Raw genomic sequence first — 17,169 nt, 5'->3', positions numbered from 1 at the left:
GGGAAGCAAAGAACGTCGTGGGGTGATCATGCGAGTCCCAGCTCCTTCAGGGTGTCGGCCACGCGCTTGTCCTGCTCGGCGAGGAAGTCCTCGAACTCCTTGCCGGTGGCGAAGTTGTCGGTCCAGCCGTTGGCCTCGAGGGCATCGCGCCACTCGTCGGTGTCGTGCATCTGGGTCAGCCGGTCGACCAGGTAGTCGCGCTGCTCGTCGGAGATGCCGGGCGGGGCGAGGACGCCGCGCCAGTTGGTGAAGACCAGGTCCACCCCGGACTCGGTCAGCGTCGGGGCATCGACACCGTCGAGCCGCTCGTCGCCGGAGACCGCGAGGACGCGCAGCTTGCCGTCCTTGACCTGTCCCTCGAACTCGCCCAGGCCTGACATGCCCACGTCGATCTTGGAGCCGAGCAGGGCCGTGGTGAGCGGCCCGCCGCCGTCGTAGGAGATGTAATTGACGTCGTTCGGGTCGATCCCGATGGTGTCCGCGAGCTGCATCGGGAAGAGGTGGTCCGGGCCGCCGTTGGTCGAGCCGCCGCCGACGGTGAGCCCGCCGGGGTCCTTCTTCCACGCCGCGACCAGGTCCTGGACCGTCTTGAAGGGTGAGTCGGCCGGCACGAGGATGCCTTCCTGCTCCTCGACGAGGCGCGCGATCGGCGTCATCTTCAGCGGTGTGGCGTCGGACTTGTTCGTGTAGACCGCGCCCACCACACCGAGGCCCATGAGCATGAGGACGTCGTCGGCACCCTTCTCGTTGAGGAGGCGCTGCATCGCGACCGTCCCGCTCGCGCCCTTGACGTTGGTGATCTCGAAGCGACCGGTGAGCTCGTTGTCCTCCAGGGCCTTCGCCGCGGCGCGCCCCGTGAGGTCGTAGCCGCCGCCGACGCTGTTGGGGATCAGCATCCGCAGGCGACGGTTGTTCGGATCGTCGGACCCGCGGGTCACGCCACAACCGCTGACGGCAGCGGCGAGGACGAGCGCGGTGAGCAACGCCAGGATGCGGGACATCCGACGACTCGGGTGCATGGGAACCTCCGTGCAGTTGGGTCATGAGCGCCGTCACCGGCGATCCGTGCCAGCATGTCCGTGCGGTGTGGCGCCCGTCACGCTTGCGGACGCAAAGGAGGTTGTGGTCGTTGTGGTCGCACCCCTGACGTCGCGCTTCCGCTCGCCATGGCGTCGCGGTGAGCTCACCCTTGCCGGCAAGGTCCTGCTGCTGCAGCTGGCCGTGATCGTGGTGCTGCTCACCGCTGTCGCGGTGTTGAGCATCCGCCAGTCCAACGCTGACTTCGGCGAGGAGCGCGGAGCGCAGATGCGGTCGGTCGCGGAGTACCTCGCCGACCTCTCGCCTGTCCGGGACCCGCTCGAGGCGATCGCCGCCGACGGCTCTGGGGCAGATGACATCCTTCGGGCGCTGCCGATCTACGCCGCCCTGGGTGCCCAGTCGGCGGGGGCCAGCGACGTGATGGTGGTCGGGCTCGACGGCACCGTGCTCGCGGCGACCGACCCGAGTCGGGTGGGTGGGTCGGCCGACCTCGGCGACAGTGACGCGTTCGAGGGTCGACAGTGGACCGGTGATGTCGAGACCGGTGGCGAGAAGGTGGTGGCCGCCCACGTGCCCGTGATCTCGGACGGTGATCCCGACCGGCCGAGCCCTGAGGTCGGCGTACTGGTGGCCGTGGTGGTGGCCGAAGCCGCCTACCCGTCGGTGGCCGACCAGGTCGCGACGGCGGCGCCCGACCTCGCGCTGTTCCTCGGTCTCGGGGCGCTGCTCGGCCTCGTGGGCACCTGGGCCGTCTCGCGGGTCGTACGACGATCGACCCGCGGCCTGGGCACGACAGAGCTCGCCGGCCTGGCCGACCAGCGCGAGGCGCTCCTGCACGCGATCCGGGAGGGTGTCGTCGGCGTCGGCACCGACGGACACGTCACGGTGATGAACGACGCCGCTCGGTCGACGCTCGGGCTGGACGGCCGGCCCGACCCGGTGGGGCGCCCGGTGGACGACCTCGGTCTCGATCCGCACGTCGTCGCGCTGCTCACCGGCGAGGGCGCCGACGTCAGGGACGCGCTCGCCCTCGTCGGGAGCCGGGTGGTCGTCTTCAACCGCGGGCGCGCCTCGACCGGCGGCCGCGGGATCGGCACGGTCACCACCCTGCGCGACCGCACCGAGCTGGTCTCCCTGCAGGGCCAGCTCAGCTCGAACCTGTCGATCACCGACACCCTGCGCGCGCAGACCCACGAGTTCGACAACCGGCTGCACACGATCTCGGGGCTCGTCCAGCTCGGCGAGTACGACGAGGTGGCCACCCTGGTCGGCACCCTGACCCGGCACCGGGCAGAGGTCGGCGAGCACGTCGCGAAGCGCCTCGCCGACGCCGCCGTGGCCGCACTGGTGGTCGCCAAGCACGCGGTGGCGGAGGAGCGTGGCGTCACCCTCGTGCTGGACCCGGGCTCCCGCCTGCCCACGCTGGCTCCGGACGTGGCGGCGGACCTCACCACCGTCGTCGGCAACCTCGTCGACAATGCTGTCGACGCGTGCTCGGGCAGCAGCGAACCGACGGTGGAGCTCTGGATCCTGGCCGACGAGGACACCGTTCACGTCCGTGTCCGCGACAACGGTCCGGGGATCCCGGACGACCTGAAGGAAGCGGTCTTCGTGCGCGGCTTCTCCACGAAGCCCGAGGTGCTCGGCGGGCGCGGCATCGGCCTGCCGCTGGTGCGGCTGATCTGCGCCCAGCGCGGCGGTTCGGTGGTGCTCGACGATGCCGAGCCCGGTGCCGCAGGGGGAGCGGAGTTCCGCGTGGTGCTCCCCATCGGGCCGACCGTCCGCAAGGATGGCTCGTCGTGACGGACCTGCGCGTGCTGGTGGTGGACGACGACTTCATGGTCGCCCGGATCCACGGCCGCTTCGTCGAGCAGACCGATGGCTTCGAGGTCGTCGGCACGGCCCGCACGGGCGCGGAAGCCCTCGAGATGGTCGGCACGCTCGAGCCCGACCTGCTGCTGCTCGACGTGCACCTGCCGGACCTGTCCGGCCTCGAGGTCCTCGAGCAGCTCCGAGGCCAGGGTCGCGACGTCGCGGTCGTCATGGTGACGGCCGAGCGGGGCGCCGCGGCGGTGCGGGCGGCACTGCACGGCGGCGCGCTGCAGTACCTCGTCAAGCCCTTCGAGTACGACGCCCTGGCCGACCGGCTGCGACAGGTGGCCGCCACCCTCGGCGCGCTCACCGGGGAGCCCGACCAGGCGATCATCGACCGGGCGTTCGGGACCGGCCGGCCCGGCGACGTACCAGCGGTGCTGCCGAAGGGCCTCAGCGCCGAGACGGCCGACCTGGTGTTGGAAGCGGCCCGCGCAGCCGGGGAGATCTCGGCCTCCGAGGCCGCCGATGTGGTCGGACTCTCGCGAGTCACGGCGCGCCGGTACCTCGAGCACTTCGTCGACACCGGTGCCGCGGAGGTGCGGCTGCAGTACGGCGGCTCGGGTCGACCCGAACGCCGCTATCGTGTCGCCCCCTGACAGGCTTAGCCTTACCTGACCGGCCCCGTCCCCTTGGGAGTGCAGCGATGACTGCGATCGAGAACAGCCACGACACGACCCCCGCGGTGCGGGTCACCATGGGCAGCGAGCACCAGTCCTGGGCGGAACGTCTCGCCCTGGCGCTGTTCATCGGAGGGCCGTTCGTCGCCTTCGTCGCCGCCATCCCGGTGGCGTGGGGTGGCTGGCTGGGCTGGAGCGACATCGCGATCACGATGGTGATGTACGCGCTGACCCTGCACGGCGTCACGGTCGGCTACCACCGGCTCTTCACCCACAGGTCCTTCAAGCCGAACCGACCCGTGAAGATCACGCTCGCGATCCTCGGCTCGATGGCGATCGAGGGCCCGGTGATCCGTTGGGTCGCCGACCACCGCAAGCACCACAAGTACTCCGACAAGGACGGGGACCCGCACTCCCCGTGGCGCTTCGGCAGCAGCCTCCGCGGCCTGACCAAGGGGTTCCTGTGGGCCCACGTCGGCTGGCTCTTCAACGCCGAGCAGACCCCGATCGACAAGTACGCCCCCGACCTGGTCAAGGACAAGGACCTGGTCCGGATCTCGCGCACCTTCTGGATCTGGGTGATGACCTCGCTGTTCCTGCCGGCCGTGCTCGGCTTCCTGCTCACCTGGTCCTGGCAGGGCGCGCTCACCGCGTTCTTCTGGGGCACGATCGTCCGGATCGGCCTGCTGCACCACGTCACCTGGTCGATCAACTCGATCTGCCACGTCGTGGGCGAGCGACCGTTCGCGTCGCGCGACTTCTCCGGCAACGTGTGGTGGCTGGCCATCCCGTCGGGTGGCGAGTCGTGGCACAACCTGCACCACGCCGACCCCACCTCGGCCCGCCACGGCGTCCAGCGGTTCCAGCTCGACACCTCGGCCCGGGTGATCTGGATCCTGGAGAAGCTCGGCTGGGTGCGCGACGTCCGCTGGCCTTCCGCCGACCGGATCCGCGCGAAGACGGTCAGACCGACCGCCTGACACCCGTCCGGCGCTCGGCCCGATTCCGGCGCGGGCCCCCGGAGCCAATACCCTGAGACCGTGTTGCAGATCGACCAGACGACGTACGACGCGATTGTCGAGCACGCCAAGCGGGACCACCCCGTCGAGGCGTGCGGCATGGTCGTCGGTCCGATCGGCGCCGACCGCGCCGAGCGACTCATCGAGATGGTCAACGCCGCTGGCAGCCCGACGTTCTACGAGTACGACTCGACGGACCTGCTGCGCCTCTACCGCGAGCTCGACGACCGCGACGAGGAGCCGGTGGTGATCTACCACTCACACACCGCGACCGAGGCGTACCCGAGCGTGACCGACATCAACCTGGCGGGCGAGCCCGGAGCCCACTACGTGCTCGTCAGCACACAGGAGCACGGGAATAACGCGGGCCCCGTGGAGTTCAGGTCCTACAGAATCATTGACGGCGTCGTCACCGAGGAATCGGTCGAGGTCGTCACCAAGCTGTCTACAGAGGAGACTGGCTGACATGGCCATCGAGGTCCGGATCCCGACCATTCTGCGCACCTACACCGGTGGGGAGAAGGCTGTGCCCGCCGAGGGCGCCAACCTCAGCGCGGTCATCGACTCGCTCGAGGCCAACCACCCCGGCATCAAGGACCGGCTGGTGGAGGACAAGGGCGCCGGTATCGAGCTGCGCCGCTTCGTCAACGTCTACATCAACGACGAGGACGTCCGGTTCATCGGCAGCCTCGAGGCCGAGCTGGCCGACGGCGACCAGATCGTCATCCTGCCGGCCGTCGCCGGCGGCGCTCGCTGAGCACATGGTTCGCTACGACAGCCTGCTCGCCTCGGTCGGCAACACGCCGCTCGTGGGGCTGCCGCGACTCTCCGCACCGTTCAACACCGGCGCCGGCGGCGCGCCGCAGATCCGGATCTGGGCCAAGCTCGAGGACCGCAACCCGACCGGCTCGATCAAGGACCGCCCGGCCCTGAAGATGATCGAGGACGCCGAGAAGGCCGGCGTGCTCCGCCCCGGTTGCACGATCCTCGAGCCCACCTCGGGCAACACCGGGATCTCGATCGCGATGGCCGCGAAGCTCAAGGGTTACCGCACCGTCTTCGTGATGCCGGAGAACACCTCCGAGGAACGGCGCCAGATCCTGCGCATGTGGGGCGCCGAGATCGTCTCCAGCCCGGCGGCCGGCGGCTCCAACGAGGCGGTCCGCGTCGCCAAGCAGATCGCGGCAGAGCACCCCGACTGGGTGATGCTCTACCAGTACGGCAACGCCGCGAACGCCCTCGCGCACGAGGAGGGCACCGGGCCGGAGATCCTCGCCGACCTGCCCTCGATCACGCACTTCGTCGCCGGTCTCGGCACCACCGGCACGCTGATGGGCGTCAGCCGGTTCTTCCGCGGTGCCAAGCCGGACGTGCGCATCGTCGCCGCCGAGCCGCGCTACGGCGAGCTGGTCTACGGCCTGCGCAACCTCGACGAGGGCTTCGTCCCCGAGCTGTACGAAGCCGAGCTGATCGACAGCCGTTTCTCGGTCGGTCCCCGGGACGCCGTACGACGGGTCCGGGAGCTGCTCGAGCTCGAAGGCATCTTCGCGGGCATCTCGACCGGCGCGATCCTGCACGCCGCGCTCGGCCAGGCCGCGAAGGCCGTCAAGGCCGGCGAGTCCGCGGACATCGCGTTCGTGGTGGCCGACGGCGGCTGGAAGTACCTCTCCACCGGTGCCTACGAAGGCACCATCGACGAGGCCGAGGACAAGCTCGAAGGCCAGCTCTGGGCGTAGTGCCCTGTGCCACCGGGCACTAGTCGTGCCAGGCCAGGTCCTGGTTGCGGTCCCACAGGCTGCCCGCGACCGGGCCGAGCCCGAGGACGTCCAGGGCCGCGTTGGCCACCTCCCCGTTGCGGATCGGCTGCGGCGATGCAGCGAAGCCCGGCTGGGTGCTGGCGCCGGGCTGGGTCCGGGTCGGGTTCAGCGCGTAGAGCGGGATGTTGTCGACACCGGCACCCCAGAACGCGAACGGCACCGTGAAGTTCCTCGGGTCCGTGGCGGTGCCGTGGTTCTTCGTGCCCGGGATCCCGCCGTGGTCGGACGTCAGGATGATGACCGTGGACCTGTTGAGCTCCGGGTCGAGGCGGACCCGTCGCATGACGGAGCCGACCAGGCTGTCGACGTACTCGACACCGGCGAGGTACTTCGGGCTCATCCAGCCGTAGGTGTGGCCCATCTGGTCCGGCAGGCCCAGGTGCAGGAAGTAGAAGCTGCGGCGCACGTTGATCAGGTCCGTGCGGAGCGCCTTGGTGACGGCACTGTTCTGCTCGACCCGGATGTAGCTCTTGTCGACCGACACCGGCCACGACCGGTTGAACAGGGCGAACTTGCTCTTCGTCGCGAAGACGGCGGTCTTGCCGCCGGCGGAGTGCACCCTCTGGAACACCGACGAGACGTCGTGGCCGGCCGCCTGCTGCACGGTCTTGGTCACCGTGTCGCTGTTCCAGGTCACGCCGTGACCACCGGCCGCTGCGCTGATCCGCCGCCCGGTCACCATCGAGGTGTGGTTCGGCAGGGTCACCGTCATCTCGATCTGGGAACGAGCCTGGATGGTGCCGGCGCCCTGGTCGTAGATCAGCTTGTGGAGGTACGGCGTCCTCGCGCGGCCGAGCTTCGCCAGCACCGACGGGTTGAGACCGTCGACGGAGATCGCGATCACGTGCTTGCCGTTCAGCCCGGCGCGTACGGGCAGTGGCGCCGCCTGCGTGGCCGCGACCTGGATTGCAGCCGGTCCTCCGGAGCCGGGTGTGGCCGTCGTGCAACCGGAGCTGGCGAGGACGAGCGAACAGGCGACGGAAAGGCTCGCGGCAACTGCGCGAGACCGGAGCCGCCCTCCGCGGCGCGAGGAAGTCACGGGAGGAGCCTACGTCCCCGACGTGATCTCGATCCCTGAATGCCGACTGCGGGGGTGTCGACGCCGTAGTCTGACCGGGTGCGGCACCTGGACCACCTCGACGTCGATGTCGACGCCCCCATCGGGATCTTCGACTCCGGGTTCGGTGGGCTCACCGTGGCGCGGTCGGTCATCGACCAGCTCCCGCACGAGTCGATCACCTACGTCGGCGACACGGCACGCCAGCCGTACGGCCCCAAGCCGATCGGTGAGGTGCGTGAGTACGCCCTTGAGTGCCTCGACCACCTCGTCGATCAGGGCGTGAAGGCACTGGTCATCGCGTGCAACTCCGCCAGCGCGGCGATGCTGCGCGATGCGCGTGAGCGGTACGACGTCCCGGTGGTCGAAGTGATCTACCCCGCGACGCGCCGCGCCGTGGCGGCGAGCCGCAACGGCCGGATCGGCGTCATCTGCACCCGGTCCACCGCCGAGTCGATGGCCTACGACGACGCATTCGCCGCCGCCCCCCAGATCTCCCTCACCACCCGTGCCTGTCCGCGGTTCGTCGACTTCGTCGAGGCCGGCGTGACCGGCGGCGACGAGCTGATCGCGGTCGCCCACGAGTACCTCGACCCACTTTCCGAGCTGGGTGTCGACACCCTGATCCTCGGCTGCACGCACTACCCGCTCCTGACCGGCGTGATCTCCTACGTGATGGGTGACGACGTCACCCTGGTCAGCAGCGCGGAGGAGTGCGCCAAGGACGTCTACCGGATGCTGGCCGACACCGGCCTGATGCGCGCGACCGGCGCACCGTCGTACTCCTTCGTGACGACGGGCGCTCCGGCCGAGTTCGAGACGATCGGGCGCCGGTTCCTCGGCCCCGAACTGGTGGCGGCAGGACAGTTCGCAGGCGGGCTGGCCAAGGCGAATGGGGGAGCAGCATGACTGAGGAAGTCGCACCGGAGACCACGCTGCTCCGGGTTCCCGAAGACGACGAGCGGTCGATCAAGGTCACGATCGTGGGTTGCTCGGGGTCCTACCCCGGGCCGGAGTCCCCGGCCAGCTGCTACCTGGTCCAGGCGACCGACGGCCTGCGCACGTGGAGCATCGTGCTGGACATGGGCAACGGTGCGCTCGGTGTCCTGCAGCGCTACGTCGACCCGCTCAAGGTCGACGCGGTGTTCATCAGCCACCTGCACGCCGACCACTGCGTCGACATGACCAGCTACTACGTGCTGCGCAAGTACCACCCCAAGGGCAGCCAGCCGAAGATCCCCGTGTGGGGGCCCAAGGGCACGGCCAAGCGGCTCGCGAAGGCGTACGACCTGCCGCGGAAGCCGGGCATGAAGGAAGAGTTCGAGTTCCACGTCTACGGCGACCCGGTCACCGTCGGGCCGTTCCGGATCGAGTCGTGGGAGGTCCCGCACCCGGTGACGGCGTACGGACTGCGGTTGACGGCCTTCGGCAAGACCCTCGCCTACAGCGGCGACACCGGTCCCACCGACGTGCTCAAGGAGATCGCGCTCGACGCGGACCTGTTCCTGTGCGAGGCGTCGTTCCGCTCCTGCGACGACAACCCGCCCGAGCTGCACCTCACCGGCCACGAAGCGGGCGAGGCGGCGACCAGCGCGAACGCGAAGCGTCTGGTGATCACGCACGTGCCGCCGTGGCACGACGCCCAGGAGATGCTCGCCGAGGCGACGAAGACGTACGACGGCCCGCTGGAGCTCGCTGCGCAGGGCGTCGTCTACACGCTCTGATCGCCGGCGTCGCGGATGCAGAGCGCGATCTGGACCCGGTTGGTCGTCTCCAGCTTCTCGAACAGCTTCGAGACGTGGCCCTTCACGGTCGGCACGGACAGGAACAGCTCGCCGGCGATCTCTGCGTTCGAGAGCCCACGTCCCACGGCCCGGGCCACGTCGAGCTCACGTTCGGTGAGCCGGTCGAGACGGCGCTGGGCGTCGGTGGCGCGGCCATCGGGCGACGCGGTGCGGACCCGCTCGATGAGGGTGCGGGTCACCGATGGCGACAGCATCGGATCACCGTCAGCCACCTTGCGCAGGGCCGCCACGATCTCGGCCGGCGGCGTGTCCTTGAGCAGGAAGCCGTCGGCGCCGGCGGCGAGCGCGCTCACGACGTAGTCATCGGCATCGAAGGTGGTCAGCACGATGACGTGCGGCGGCGCGGGGTCGGCGTGCAGCATCCGCGTCGCGGCGAGGCCGTCGAGCACCGGCATCCGGATGTCCATGAGGACGACGTCGGGGGAGAGCTCCCTGGCCAGCGCGACGCCGGCCCGACCGTCGGCCGCCTCGCCGACCACCGCGAGATCGGCCTGGCCGCCGAGCATCAGCGAGAGCGCAGAGCGCACCAACGGGTCGTCGTCGACGATGATCACGCGGATCTGGTCGGTCATCGGTCGCTGCTCCCGCTGTCGTCCCGGCTGCCCGTCGCGGAGTCGGCGGGGTCCCACGGCAGCCACGTGCGCAGCACGAAGCTCTGCGTGTCCGGAGGTCCGGCGACCGGGTCCTCGATGCCGTGGGCGAGCCAGCCGCCGCGCAGCTCGGCGCGCTCGGTCAGTCCGACCAGGCCCAGTCCCGCGCCGGGCGTGCGCGTCGGGCCGAACCCGACGGGATTGCGGAGCACGAGGTCCACGCCCGCCTCGGGCGAGCCCTCGATGCTGATCCGCAGGGTGGCGGCAGGTGCGTGCTTGGAGGCGTTGGTGATGCCCTCCTGCACGATCCGGTAGACGGTGCGCCCCGCGGCGTCGGGCAGCGGCGGCGACGGCGCCAGCCGGTCGTCGTACTCGATGGAGGCGCCGGCGTCGCGCGCGTCCTGCAGGAGTGCCGCCAGGTCGCCGTACGTCGGCTGTGGGCCGGTCAGCGGCGCACCGCTCGCCTCGTCGCGGAGCACGCCCAGCACCTCGCGGAGGTCACTCAGCGCCTCGTGCGCCTTGGTCTGGATCACGGCCACGCTGCTGCGCATCTCCTCGGCGGTGAGGTCCTCGCGGAAGGTCAGCGCGCCGGCGTGCAGGGAGATCTGGGAGATCCGGTGGGCGAGCACGTCGTGCATCTCGCGGGCGATCCTGGCCCGCTCGGTCGAACGGGCCTGGTTCGCACGCAGGTCGCGCTCGGCCTCGGCGGTCTCGGCACGCTGGCGCAGCGTCCACACGAGCTCGCGACGGGAGCCGATGAACATGCCCCAGGCGAGTGCTGCGGCGACGAACACCACGATGAAGACGGCGATCAGCCACGACGGGTCGGAGGTGCTGGAGACCGGCTGCACCTGGTAGTACACCCAGGTCATGGCCAGGTTGAGGGTGCCGAGCACGATGACCTGCCACCAGTGGCGGCGCGTGGCCACGGACACGGTGGCGAGCATGATGGCGCCGGCGCCGATCGAGGTGAGCGGGGTCAGCAGGACGGTGACCACAGCGATGGTCATCGGCCAACGGCGGCGCCACCAGACCAGCACGAGCGCGACGATGCCGACGAGGATGTCGGCGACGAGCAGCCATCGATGGTCGTTGAACTGGCCTTGCACGACCGAAACCCAGGTCAGCAGGCCAATCAGGAGAGCGAGGACATAGCGCCACACATGGCTGTACCAGTACAGCCGGGGCTGGTAGTTGTGTCCCCCGTCCATGGTCCGAGGCTAGGGCCTGCGGTGGGGTGGCGGCAGCGCCCCCGGGCGGGAGCACCCCCTACTTTGGTCAGCCGGGATCGCTCCGTGAGTCCGATGTGTACCCCGGGCCCGGTGAGGCAGGCTTGCCGTCATGATCACCGTTGATCGACTCACCGTGTCCTACGGCGGCTTCACCGCCGTCGACGACGTCAGCTTCACCGCCCAGCCCGGCCGGGTCACCGGTTTCCTCGGGCCCAATGGTGCGGGGAAGTCCACCACCATGCGCGTGATGGTCGGCCTCACGCCGGCCACCAGCGGCCACGTGACCATCGGTGGCCTGCGCTACCAGGACATCCCCAATCCCGGTCGCCACGTCGGCACGCTGCTCGACGCGTCGGCCCAGCACGCGGGCCGGACCGGCCGCGAGATCCTCGCCATCGGCGCCCAGACGATGGGCCTGCCGAAGACGCGCGTCGACGAGATGCTCGAGCTGGTTGGTCTCAGCGACTCGGAGTCGACGCGTCGGCTGCGCAACTACTCCCTCGGCATGAAGCAGCGCCTGGGTATTGCGCACGCACTGCTCGGCGACCCCTCGGTGCTCATCCTCGACGAGCCCGCCAACGGCCTGGACCCCGCCGGCATCCGCTGGATGCGTGGCCTGCTCAAGGGGTACGCCGACCGCGGGGGCACCGTGCTGCTCTCGAGCCACCTGCTGCACGAGGTCGAGCAGATCGCTGACGAGATGATCCTCATCGGTCTCGGCCGGATCGTCGCCCAGGGCGACAAGAAGTCGCTGCTGGCAGGCGCCCGCGGCGCTGACGTCGCGCTCGTGACCTCCCTCGACAACGCCGCCCTCGGCGCGGCGCTCGCCGTGGACGGTTACCTGGTCGAGCAGGCAGGTGGTGGTCTGCGGGTGACGGCCACGACCGAACAGGTCGGACGTGCGGCCCTGTCTGCGGGAGTGGTCCTGACCGACCTCCGCTCCGGCGGTGCCGGTCTGGAGGACCTGTTCCTAGAGCTCACTTCCTCCACCCAGCGTGATGCCCTTCCGAACGGAGTCCCCGCATGAGTGACCTCGCTGCACCCCAGTTCACCCTCGATGTCTCAGGTACCCCGCGCGTTCCCTTCGGTCGTCTCGTCCGCGTGGAGTGGCGCAAGATGCTCGACACCCGGGCCGGGATCTGGCTGTTGGGGATCACCGCCGGCCTGCTGGCCCTGATCTCCGCGATCGTCATCCTGATCGTGGCCCTGGCCGATGTGTCCCCGCCATCTGCGACCGACTGGCTGAACATCATGACGATCCCGGTCTCCATGCTGGTGCCCGTCATTGCGATCACGATCGTCACCCAGGAGTGGAGCCAGCGGACCGCGATGGTCACCTTCGCGCTCGAGTCGAGCCGGCTGCGGGTGGTGCTCGCAAAGTTGGTCGCTGTCATGGCGCTCGGTGCCGCCACGATCGTGCTCGCCGCGGTCCTCGGCCTGGTCGGCAACGTCGTCGGTGCTGCCCTCGCCGGAACAGACGCGAACTGGAACGTCACTGTCGGGGCGTTCGGTTGGGCGCTGACGACCCAGATCCTCTACCTGCTCATGGGCTTCGGCTTCGGCCTGCTCCTGCTCAGCAGCCCCGGCGCGCTCGCGCTCTACTACGTGTACGTCTGGATCCTCGAGGGTGGCGTGATCATCCCCGGCATCATGTACGTGCTGTGGATCGCGTTCGACTGGGCGCAGGCGATCATGCCGTGGATCAGCATGCGACTGGCGATGCTCCCGTTCCAGATCGGTGATGGCGACGCCCAGGATCTCCAGGGTGAGTTCGGGCTGAAGCTCGACACCGGTGCCCTCGGCATCGCGCACGTCATCACCTCGGTCCTGATCTGGGTCGGTATCCCCCTGCTCCTCGGCACCTGGCGCCTGATGCGCGCCGAGGTGAAGTAGACCGGGAAAAGCTTCCTCCGGATGTATGGACGAGGTTCCTGGTGGGTAGGTAGCCCGAGGTGACGTAGGAAAGCGTTGGTCTCCTGCCGCTCTCGGGACGGCACGAGACCAACGCGAAACGGTCACCGGGCGTTGTCGGACACGACATCGCCCGGTGACCGTCTGCTTTCCCCGGGACGGGACCTTCTTCGCGTGGGCAACGGATACCTGCGTTTCGCCGCTCTCGGCGACAGCACGACCGTCGGACTCGGTGACCCCGTTCCGGGCGGGGAGTGGCGGGGTTGGGCCCGGCTGCTGAGCGAGTCCCTCAAGGCGTCGTACGACGTCTCGTTCTGCAACCTCGCCATCTCCGGGGCCACCGCCGCCGTCGTGCGGGAGCGACAGCTCGACCAGGCGCTCGCGCACCGTCCGGACCTCGCGTCCCTCCTCGTCGGGGTCAACGACACGCTGCGCTCGTCGTGGAACCCCGATCGACTGCATGCCGACCTGCTGGAGATCGCCGGCGCCCTCGTCGACGGGGGCGCGACCCTGATGACGGCCCGCTGGCACGACCACGGTGCGGTCCTGGGCCTGCCGCGGATGGTGGTGCGGCCCATCAACGAACGGATCGCGGTCCTCAACGAGGTGTACGACGAGGTGCACGCGACCCACGGTGGCCTGCGGTTGGACCTGGCGCTGCTGCCGGAGGTGTTGCAACGAGAGTGCTGGTCCATCGACCGTTTCCACCCCTCCGAGCTCGGCCACCGGGCGCTCGCGCGGGCGTGGGCCGAGCGGCTCCGGTCGGCCGGGTTCGAGCTCCCACTGCCGGATCTCGAGCCGTCCGGCGGGTGCCCGCCGAGCTGGCGCCGGGACGTCGCGTGGATGGTGACCGAGGGTGCGCCGTGGGTCGGACGACGGGCGCGCGACCTCGGGCCGTGGGCAGTGCGTCGGGCGATCGGAGCGGGCAGGTGACCGGGCGATAAGTTGGCGCCATGAGTACCCGTGAGGATGGCCGTGCCGACGACGAGCTCCGCCCCGTCAAGATCACCCGCAACTGGCTCGACCACCCCGCCGGGTCGGTCCTGATCGAGTTCGGCAAGACCCGCGTGCTGTGCGCCGCGTCCGCCTCGCCGGGCGTGCCGCGCTGGCGCAAGGGCTCCGGCCTGGGCTGGGTCACCGCCGAGTACGCCATGCTCCCGGCCGCCACCAACACCCGCTCGGACCGTGAGTCGGTCAAGGGCCGGATCGGTGGTCGCACCCACGAGATCAGCCGGCTGATCGGCCGCTCCCTGCGGGCCGTCATCGACGACAAGGCGCTGGGCGAGAACACCATCCAGATCGACTGCGACGTGCTCCAGGCCGACGGTGGTACCCGCACCGCGGCCATCACCGGCGCCTACATCGCTCTGGCGGACGCCTGCGCGAAGCTGGAGGTGTCCGGCGCGCTGACCGATTCGGTCGCAGCGATCAGCGTCGGCATCATCGACGGCGTCCCGCGCCTGGACCTGCCCTACGTCGAGGACGTCCGCGCCGAGACCGACATGAACATCGTGATGACCGGCGCCGGAAAGTTCGTCGAGGTGCAGGGCACCGCTGAGGGCGCTGCCTTCGACCGCGCCGAGCTCGATGCACTGCTGAGCCTGGGCGAGAAGGGCTGCGTCGACCTGACCCGGCTCCAGCTCGCGTCACTCGCCGAGTGACTCCGGTGGTCGAGACCCGCGTCCTGGTCGCGTCCCGCAACCTCAAGAAGGTCGAGGAGATGCGGCGGATCCTCGCCGAGCAACTCACTGACGGGGTCGAGGTCGTCGGCCTCGACGACGTCGCCGCCTTCGACGAGCCGGTCGAGGACGAGCCCACCTTCGAGGGCAACGCGCTGCTCAAGGCCCGCGCCGGCGTCCTCGCCACGGGGTTGCCCACGATCGCTGACGACTCCGGTCTCTGCGTCGACGCGCTCAACGGCATGCCCGGCGTGCTGTCGGCCCGCTGGAGCGGCCCGCCCAAGAGCGACGCCCGGAACAACGAGCTCCTGCTGGCCCAGCTGAGCGACGTGCCCGACGACCGTCGTACGGCGCACTTCGCCTGTGCCGTTGCGCTGGTCCACCCCGACGGGCGCGAGCTCGTCGTGGAGGGCCGGATGGACGGCCGGGTGATCCGTGAGGTCCGGGGGAGCGGCGGGTTCGGCTACGACGTGCTGTTCGTGGCCGACGACTTCCCGGACGTCACGACCGCGGAGCTGACCCGCGAGGACAAGGACGCCGTCTCCCACCGGGGCAAGGCGTTGCGCGAGATCGCGCCGCTGGTGGCGCAATCCCTCGCCTGAAGGCGACATCGGCAGGGATCCGATCAACCAGGTTGATCTGATCCCTGCCGATATCGTTCAACGGTGCGCCCGGCGGGATTCGAACTCGCACTGAACAGGACCTAAACCTGCTGCCTCTGCCATTGGGCTACGGGCGCCGCTCTCAGCTCAGGACGTCCAGCGCCAGGTGCTGAGGATCTCGTCGAACTTGTCGAAGACGTCGTCGTCGCCGTCCTTCAGCGACACCGTGATCGAGTAGCCCTTGTCGCCGCTGATCACCAGGTGTGCGCGCTGCCGGACGGTCACGTCGTTCTCGTTGGTCCGGAGGATCTCGACGCCGAGGGCGGTCTGCCCGTCGATCGAGATGTTCGCGATGTCGTTGATCTCCGCGGAGGAGTCGCTCGAGATGAGCGCGTCCTTCCAGGCGTCCTTGAGGTCGTTCGGGTCGGTGGAGCCGTACGACGACTGGGTCTCGACGATCACGTTGCCGCGTGCGGTGTTGAACGTGCTGCCCCACAGGATGACCTTGTCGAGCGTGGTGAGGCCGGGGTTCGACGCGATGAACTCCTCGGTGCCGTCGGTCCAGCCCTTCGGGGCCTGGACGGTGTAGCCGAGGCCCTCGATCTGCGGGCCGCCGATGTCGGGGACCGAGTCGACCGACTCGCTCCCGGACGGGGATCCGCCCTGGCTCGCGCTGTTCGAGCCGTCGCCGCCCGCCTTCTTGTCGTCATCCCCACCGTTGGCGACGAGGACGAGACCGACGATGCCGCCGATGATCACGACCAGGGCCACCACCGTGGCCGCGATGATCAGACCGGTCTTGCTCTTCTTCTGGGGCGGGGCCGGCTGCGACCAACCACCGCCAGCACCGGGGTACGACGGCGTGGGGGCGCCGTAGCCGGCACCACCCGACTGCTGGTAGACGGCGTGGGTCGGCGTGCTCATGGGCTGGTGCGGCGGCGACACGATCGGCTGCTGGAACGACTGCACCGGCGACTGCAGGGGCGGAGTCATCGGCGGGGTCGGCGCCGTACCTCCGGGGCCGTGGCTCGGCGGCGCGGTGGTGCCGGCCTCCGGGTCCAGGCCGGTGACGAGGCCCTCGGGCACCTTGCCCAGCGCGAAGCCGAGGACGGCGACGGCCCACTGGCAACCGCGGACGTCGGCGCTGCCGCGGTCGCGAGCGAGCCGCTGGCCGGCCGACTCCACGGCGTCGGCGGGGTTCGCGCCGCTGTCGAGCATCGTCAACATGCCGTCGAGGGCACCCAGGCGCACCGCATCGGTGAGCAGGTTGATCGTTCCGCTGGAGGCCTGGCCCTCGTCGAGGTAGTCGTCGAGGGACCCGCGGAACGCTGCAGCGTCACGGAACAGGTCGTGACCGTGGTCGCGGGCGAGGTCGGCGAGCGACTCGTGCAGCTTCATCAATTGTCCTCAGTGGTCGGTACGGGCAGGCCCAGGTCCCGGCGGAGCTTGGCGACGTGCCCGGTCGCTTTGACGTTGTACTGGGCGATCTCGATCCGACCGTCGGCGCCGACGACGAAGGTGGACCGGATGACGCCCTGCACAATCTTGCCGTACAGCTTCTTCTCGCCATAGGCGCCGAAGGCCCGGTGCACGGCGAGATCGGTGTCGGAGAGCAGGGTGATGGTGAGCCCGTCGCGCTCGCGGAACTTCGCCAGCTTGGCGGGGGCATCCTTCGAGATGCCGAGCACGGTGTAACCGGCTGCCTGCAAGGCATCGAGGGAGTCGGTGAAGTCGCAGGCCTGCTTCGTGCACCCGGGCGTCATCGCGGCCGGGTAGAAGTAGACGATCACCTTGCCGCCCTCGGCGCTGTCGTCGGCCAGGAGGCCGGCGAGCGAGACGTCGTCGCCGGAGTCCGAGACGAGGGTGAAGTCGGGTGCGGTGTCGCCGACGGCGAGGCGGGCCGGGTCGCTCATGGCGTCGATACTCT

Annotated in this window: 19 protein-coding genes and 1 tRNA gene; 13 read left to right on the top strand and 7 right to left on the bottom strand. The window is 69.8% G+C overall.

Going from position 1 to position 17,169, the window contains the following annotated elements; all coding sequences use genetic code 11:
- Positions 1–26 precede the first annotated feature (26 nt).
- The gene (locus ASD84_RS05945; protein WP_162251496.1) at positions 27–1,001 is read right to left on the bottom strand and encodes a Bug family tripartite tricarboxylate transporter substrate binding protein; all 975 of its coding nucleotides are present in this window, start codon (positions 999–1,001) and stop codon (positions 27–29) included.
- Between the two features lie 130 nt (positions 1,002–1,131).
- Here ASD84_RS05945 and ASD84_RS05940 point away from each other — a divergent pair, with 130 nt between their 5' ends.
- The 6 genes from ASD84_RS05940 to ASD84_RS05915 are packed head-to-tail and all read left to right on the top strand — an operon-like array spanning position 1,132 to position 6,285.
- On the top strand, positions 1,132–2,841 hold the full coding sequence (locus ASD84_RS05940) for an ATP-binding protein (RefSeq protein WP_200954439.1): 1,710 nt from the start codon (positions 1,132–1,134) through the stop codon (positions 2,839–2,841).
- Positions 2,838–3,509, top strand: coding sequence for a response regulator (locus tag ASD84_RS05935; RefSeq protein ID WP_235530994.1), 672 nt, complete (start codon positions 2,838–2,840; stop codon positions 3,507–3,509). The genes ASD84_RS05940 and ASD84_RS05935 overlap by 4 nt, the downstream gene beginning before the upstream one ends.
- Positions 3,510–3,556: 47 nt before the next feature.
- A complete protein-coding gene (locus tag ASD84_RS05930; protein ID WP_056707705.1) occupies positions 3,557–4,510 on the top strand; it encodes an acyl-CoA desaturase in 954 nt (317 codons plus the stop codon).
- Between the two features lie 60 nt (positions 4,511–4,570).
- Positions 4,571–5,014: a Mov34/MPN/PAD-1 family protein gene (locus ASD84_RS05925; RefSeq protein WP_056707702.1), complete on the top strand. Its 444-nt coding sequence runs from the start codon at positions 4,571–4,573 to the stop codon at positions 5,012–5,014.
- Between the two features lies 1 nt (position 5,015).
- Positions 5,016–5,306: a MoaD/ThiS family protein gene (locus tag ASD84_RS05920; protein WP_056707698.1), complete on the top strand. Its 291-nt coding sequence runs from the start codon at positions 5,016–5,018 to the stop codon at positions 5,304–5,306.
- Between the two features lie 4 nt (positions 5,307–5,310).
- Entirely contained in the window at positions 5,311–6,285 is a 975-nt protein-coding gene (locus ASD84_RS05915) for a PLP-dependent cysteine synthase family protein (RefSeq protein WP_056707696.1), read from the top strand.
- A gap of 19 nt (positions 6,286–6,304) precedes the next feature.
- On the opposite strand, the gene ASD84_RS05910 is transcribed toward ASD84_RS05915, so the two are convergent.
- Positions 6,305–7,405: an alkaline phosphatase family protein gene (locus ASD84_RS05910; RefSeq protein ID WP_082573181.1), complete on the bottom strand. Its 1,101-nt coding sequence runs from the start codon at positions 7,403–7,405 to the stop codon at positions 6,305–6,307.
- A gap of 87 nt (positions 7,406–7,492) precedes the next feature.
- Between ASD84_RS05910 and murI the strand changes: the two genes are divergently transcribed.
- Positions 7,493–8,332 (top strand): glutamate racemase, encoded by an 840-nt coding sequence (murI, locus tag ASD84_RS05905; protein WP_156391836.1) that lies wholly within the window; start codon positions 7,493–7,495, stop codon positions 8,330–8,332.
- The gene (locus ASD84_RS05900; RefSeq protein ID WP_235530992.1) at positions 8,329–9,147 is read left to right on the top strand and encodes an MBL fold metallo-hydrolase; all 819 of its coding nucleotides are present in this window, start codon (positions 8,329–8,331) and stop codon (positions 9,145–9,147) included. Before murI ends, ASD84_RS05900 begins: the two co-directional genes overlap by 4 nt.
- Here ASD84_RS05900 and ASD84_RS05895 read toward each other — a convergent pair.
- Together ASD84_RS05895 and ASD84_RS05890 are read right to left on the bottom strand one after the other, a co-directional pair.
- Positions 9,135–9,800 carry a response regulator gene (locus ASD84_RS05895; RefSeq protein ID WP_056707687.1) on the bottom strand — a complete coding sequence of 222 codons (666 nt, stop codon included), beginning with the start codon at positions 9,798–9,800 and terminating at the stop codon, positions 9,135–9,137. The genes ASD84_RS05900 and ASD84_RS05895 overlap by 13 nt on opposite strands.
- Positions 9,797–11,029: a histidine kinase gene (locus tag ASD84_RS05890; protein WP_056707684.1), complete on the bottom strand. Its 1,233-nt coding sequence runs from the start codon at positions 11,027–11,029 to the stop codon at positions 9,797–9,799. The genes ASD84_RS05895 and ASD84_RS05890 overlap by 4 nt, the downstream gene beginning before the upstream one ends.
- 130 nt (positions 11,030–11,159) lie before the next feature.
- Here ASD84_RS05890 and ASD84_RS05885 point away from each other — a divergent pair, with 130 nt between their 5' ends.
- The 5 genes from ASD84_RS05885 to rdgB all read left to right on the top strand — a co-directional run bounded on the left by ASD84_RS05885 (position 11,160) and on the right by rdgB (position 15,242).
- Complete coding sequence (locus ASD84_RS05885; RefSeq protein WP_056707681.1) at positions 11,160–12,077, top strand: ABC transporter ATP-binding protein; 918 nt, start codon at positions 11,160–11,162, stop codon at positions 12,075–12,077.
- Positions 12,074–12,943 (top strand): ABC transporter permease subunit, encoded by an 870-nt coding sequence (locus tag ASD84_RS05880; protein WP_056707676.1) that lies wholly within the window; start codon positions 12,074–12,076, stop codon positions 12,941–12,943. Before ASD84_RS05885 ends, ASD84_RS05880 begins: the two co-directional genes overlap by 4 nt.
- A gap of 192 nt (positions 12,944–13,135) precedes the next feature.
- Complete coding sequence (locus tag ASD84_RS05875) at positions 13,136–13,894, top strand: SGNH/GDSL hydrolase family protein (RefSeq protein WP_056707673.1); 759 nt, start codon at positions 13,136–13,138, stop codon at positions 13,892–13,894.
- A gap of 20 nt (positions 13,895–13,914) precedes the next feature.
- Positions 13,915–14,622, top strand: coding sequence for a ribonuclease PH (gene rph / locus ASD84_RS05870; RefSeq protein ID WP_056707669.1), 708 nt, complete (start codon positions 13,915–13,917; stop codon positions 14,620–14,622).
- On the top strand, positions 14,619–15,242 hold the full coding sequence (gene rdgB / locus ASD84_RS05865; protein WP_268788456.1) for an RdgB/HAM1 family non-canonical purine NTP pyrophosphatase: 624 nt from the start codon (positions 14,619–14,621) through the stop codon (positions 15,240–15,242). The genes rph and rdgB overlap by 4 nt, the downstream gene beginning before the upstream one ends.
- Positions 15,243–15,306: 64 nt before the next feature.
- On the opposite strand, the gene ASD84_RS05860 is transcribed toward rdgB, so the two are convergent.
- The 3 genes from ASD84_RS05860 to bcp form a co-directional block, all read right to left on the bottom strand.
- Positions 15,307–15,379: transfer RNA gene (locus tag ASD84_RS05860), tRNA-Leu, on the bottom strand.
- 10 nt (positions 15,380–15,389) lie between these two features.
- Complete coding sequence (locus tag ASD84_RS05855) at positions 15,390–16,640, bottom strand: hypothetical protein (RefSeq protein WP_056707668.1); 1,251 nt, start codon at positions 16,638–16,640, stop codon at positions 15,390–15,392.
- Positions 16,640–17,155 carry a thioredoxin-dependent thiol peroxidase gene (gene bcp / locus ASD84_RS05850; protein WP_056707665.1) on the bottom strand — a complete coding sequence of 172 codons (516 nt, stop codon included), beginning with the start codon at positions 17,153–17,155 and terminating at the stop codon, positions 16,640–16,642. Before bcp ends, ASD84_RS05855 begins: the two co-directional genes overlap by 1 nt.
- Between the last annotated feature and the right edge of the window lie 14 nt (positions 17,156–17,169).

Origin of the sequence: Nocardioides sp. Root682 (genome assembly GCF_001427795.1) — a bacterium.
In the GTDB taxonomy this organism is placed as follows: Bacteria; Actinomycetota; Actinomycetes; order Propionibacteriales; family Nocardioidaceae; genus Nocardioides.
The sequence above is the reverse complement of the archived record's forward strand: the minus strand, read 5'-3'. Positions and strand labels throughout refer to the sequence as shown.

Bases quoted from the DNA above. Each gene is read 5' to 3' on its own strand.
- ASD84_RS05945 (WP_162251496.1), bottom strand. From the start codon at position 1,001: ATGTCCCGCATCCTGGCGTTGCTCACCGCGCTCGTCCTCGCCGCTGCC.
- ASD84_RS05930 (WP_056707705.1), top strand. From the start codon at position 3,557: ATGACTGCGATCGAGAACAGCCACGACACGACCCCCGCGGTGCGGGTC.
- ASD84_RS05920 (WP_056707698.1), top strand. From the start codon at position 5,016: ATGGCCATCGAGGTCCGGATCCCGACCATTCTGCGCACCTACACCGGT.
- ASD84_RS05915 (WP_056707696.1), top strand. From the start codon at position 5,311: ATGGTTCGCTACGACAGCCTGCTCGCCTCGGTCGGCAACACGCCGCTC.
- ASD84_RS05900 (WP_235530992.1), top strand. From the start codon at position 8,329: ATGACTGAGGAAGTCGCACCGGAGACCACGCTGCTCCGGGTTCCCGAA.
- ASD84_RS05895 (WP_056707687.1), bottom strand. From the start codon at position 9,800: ATGACCGACCAGATCCGCGTGATCATCGTCGACGACGACCCGTTGGTG.
- ASD84_RS05890 (WP_056707684.1), bottom strand. From the start codon at position 11,029: ATGGACGGGGGACACAACTACCAGCCCCGGCTGTACTGGTACAGCCAT.
- ASD84_RS05885 (WP_056707681.1), top strand. From the start codon at position 11,160: ATGATCACCGTTGATCGACTCACCGTGTCCTACGGCGGCTTCACCGCC.
- ASD84_RS05880 (WP_056707676.1), top strand. From the start codon at position 12,074: ATGAGTGACCTCGCTGCACCCCAGTTCACCCTCGATGTCTCAGGTACC.
- rph (WP_056707669.1), top strand. From the start codon at position 13,915: ATGAGTACCCGTGAGGATGGCCGTGCCGACGACGAGCTCCGCCCCGTC.
- ASD84_RS05855 (WP_056707668.1), bottom strand. From the start codon at position 16,640: ATGAAGCTGCACGAGTCGCTCGCCGACCTCGCCCGCGACCACGGTCAC.
- bcp (WP_056707665.1), bottom strand. From the start codon at position 17,155: ATGAGCGACCCGGCCCGCCTCGCCGTCGGCGACACCGCACCCGACTTC.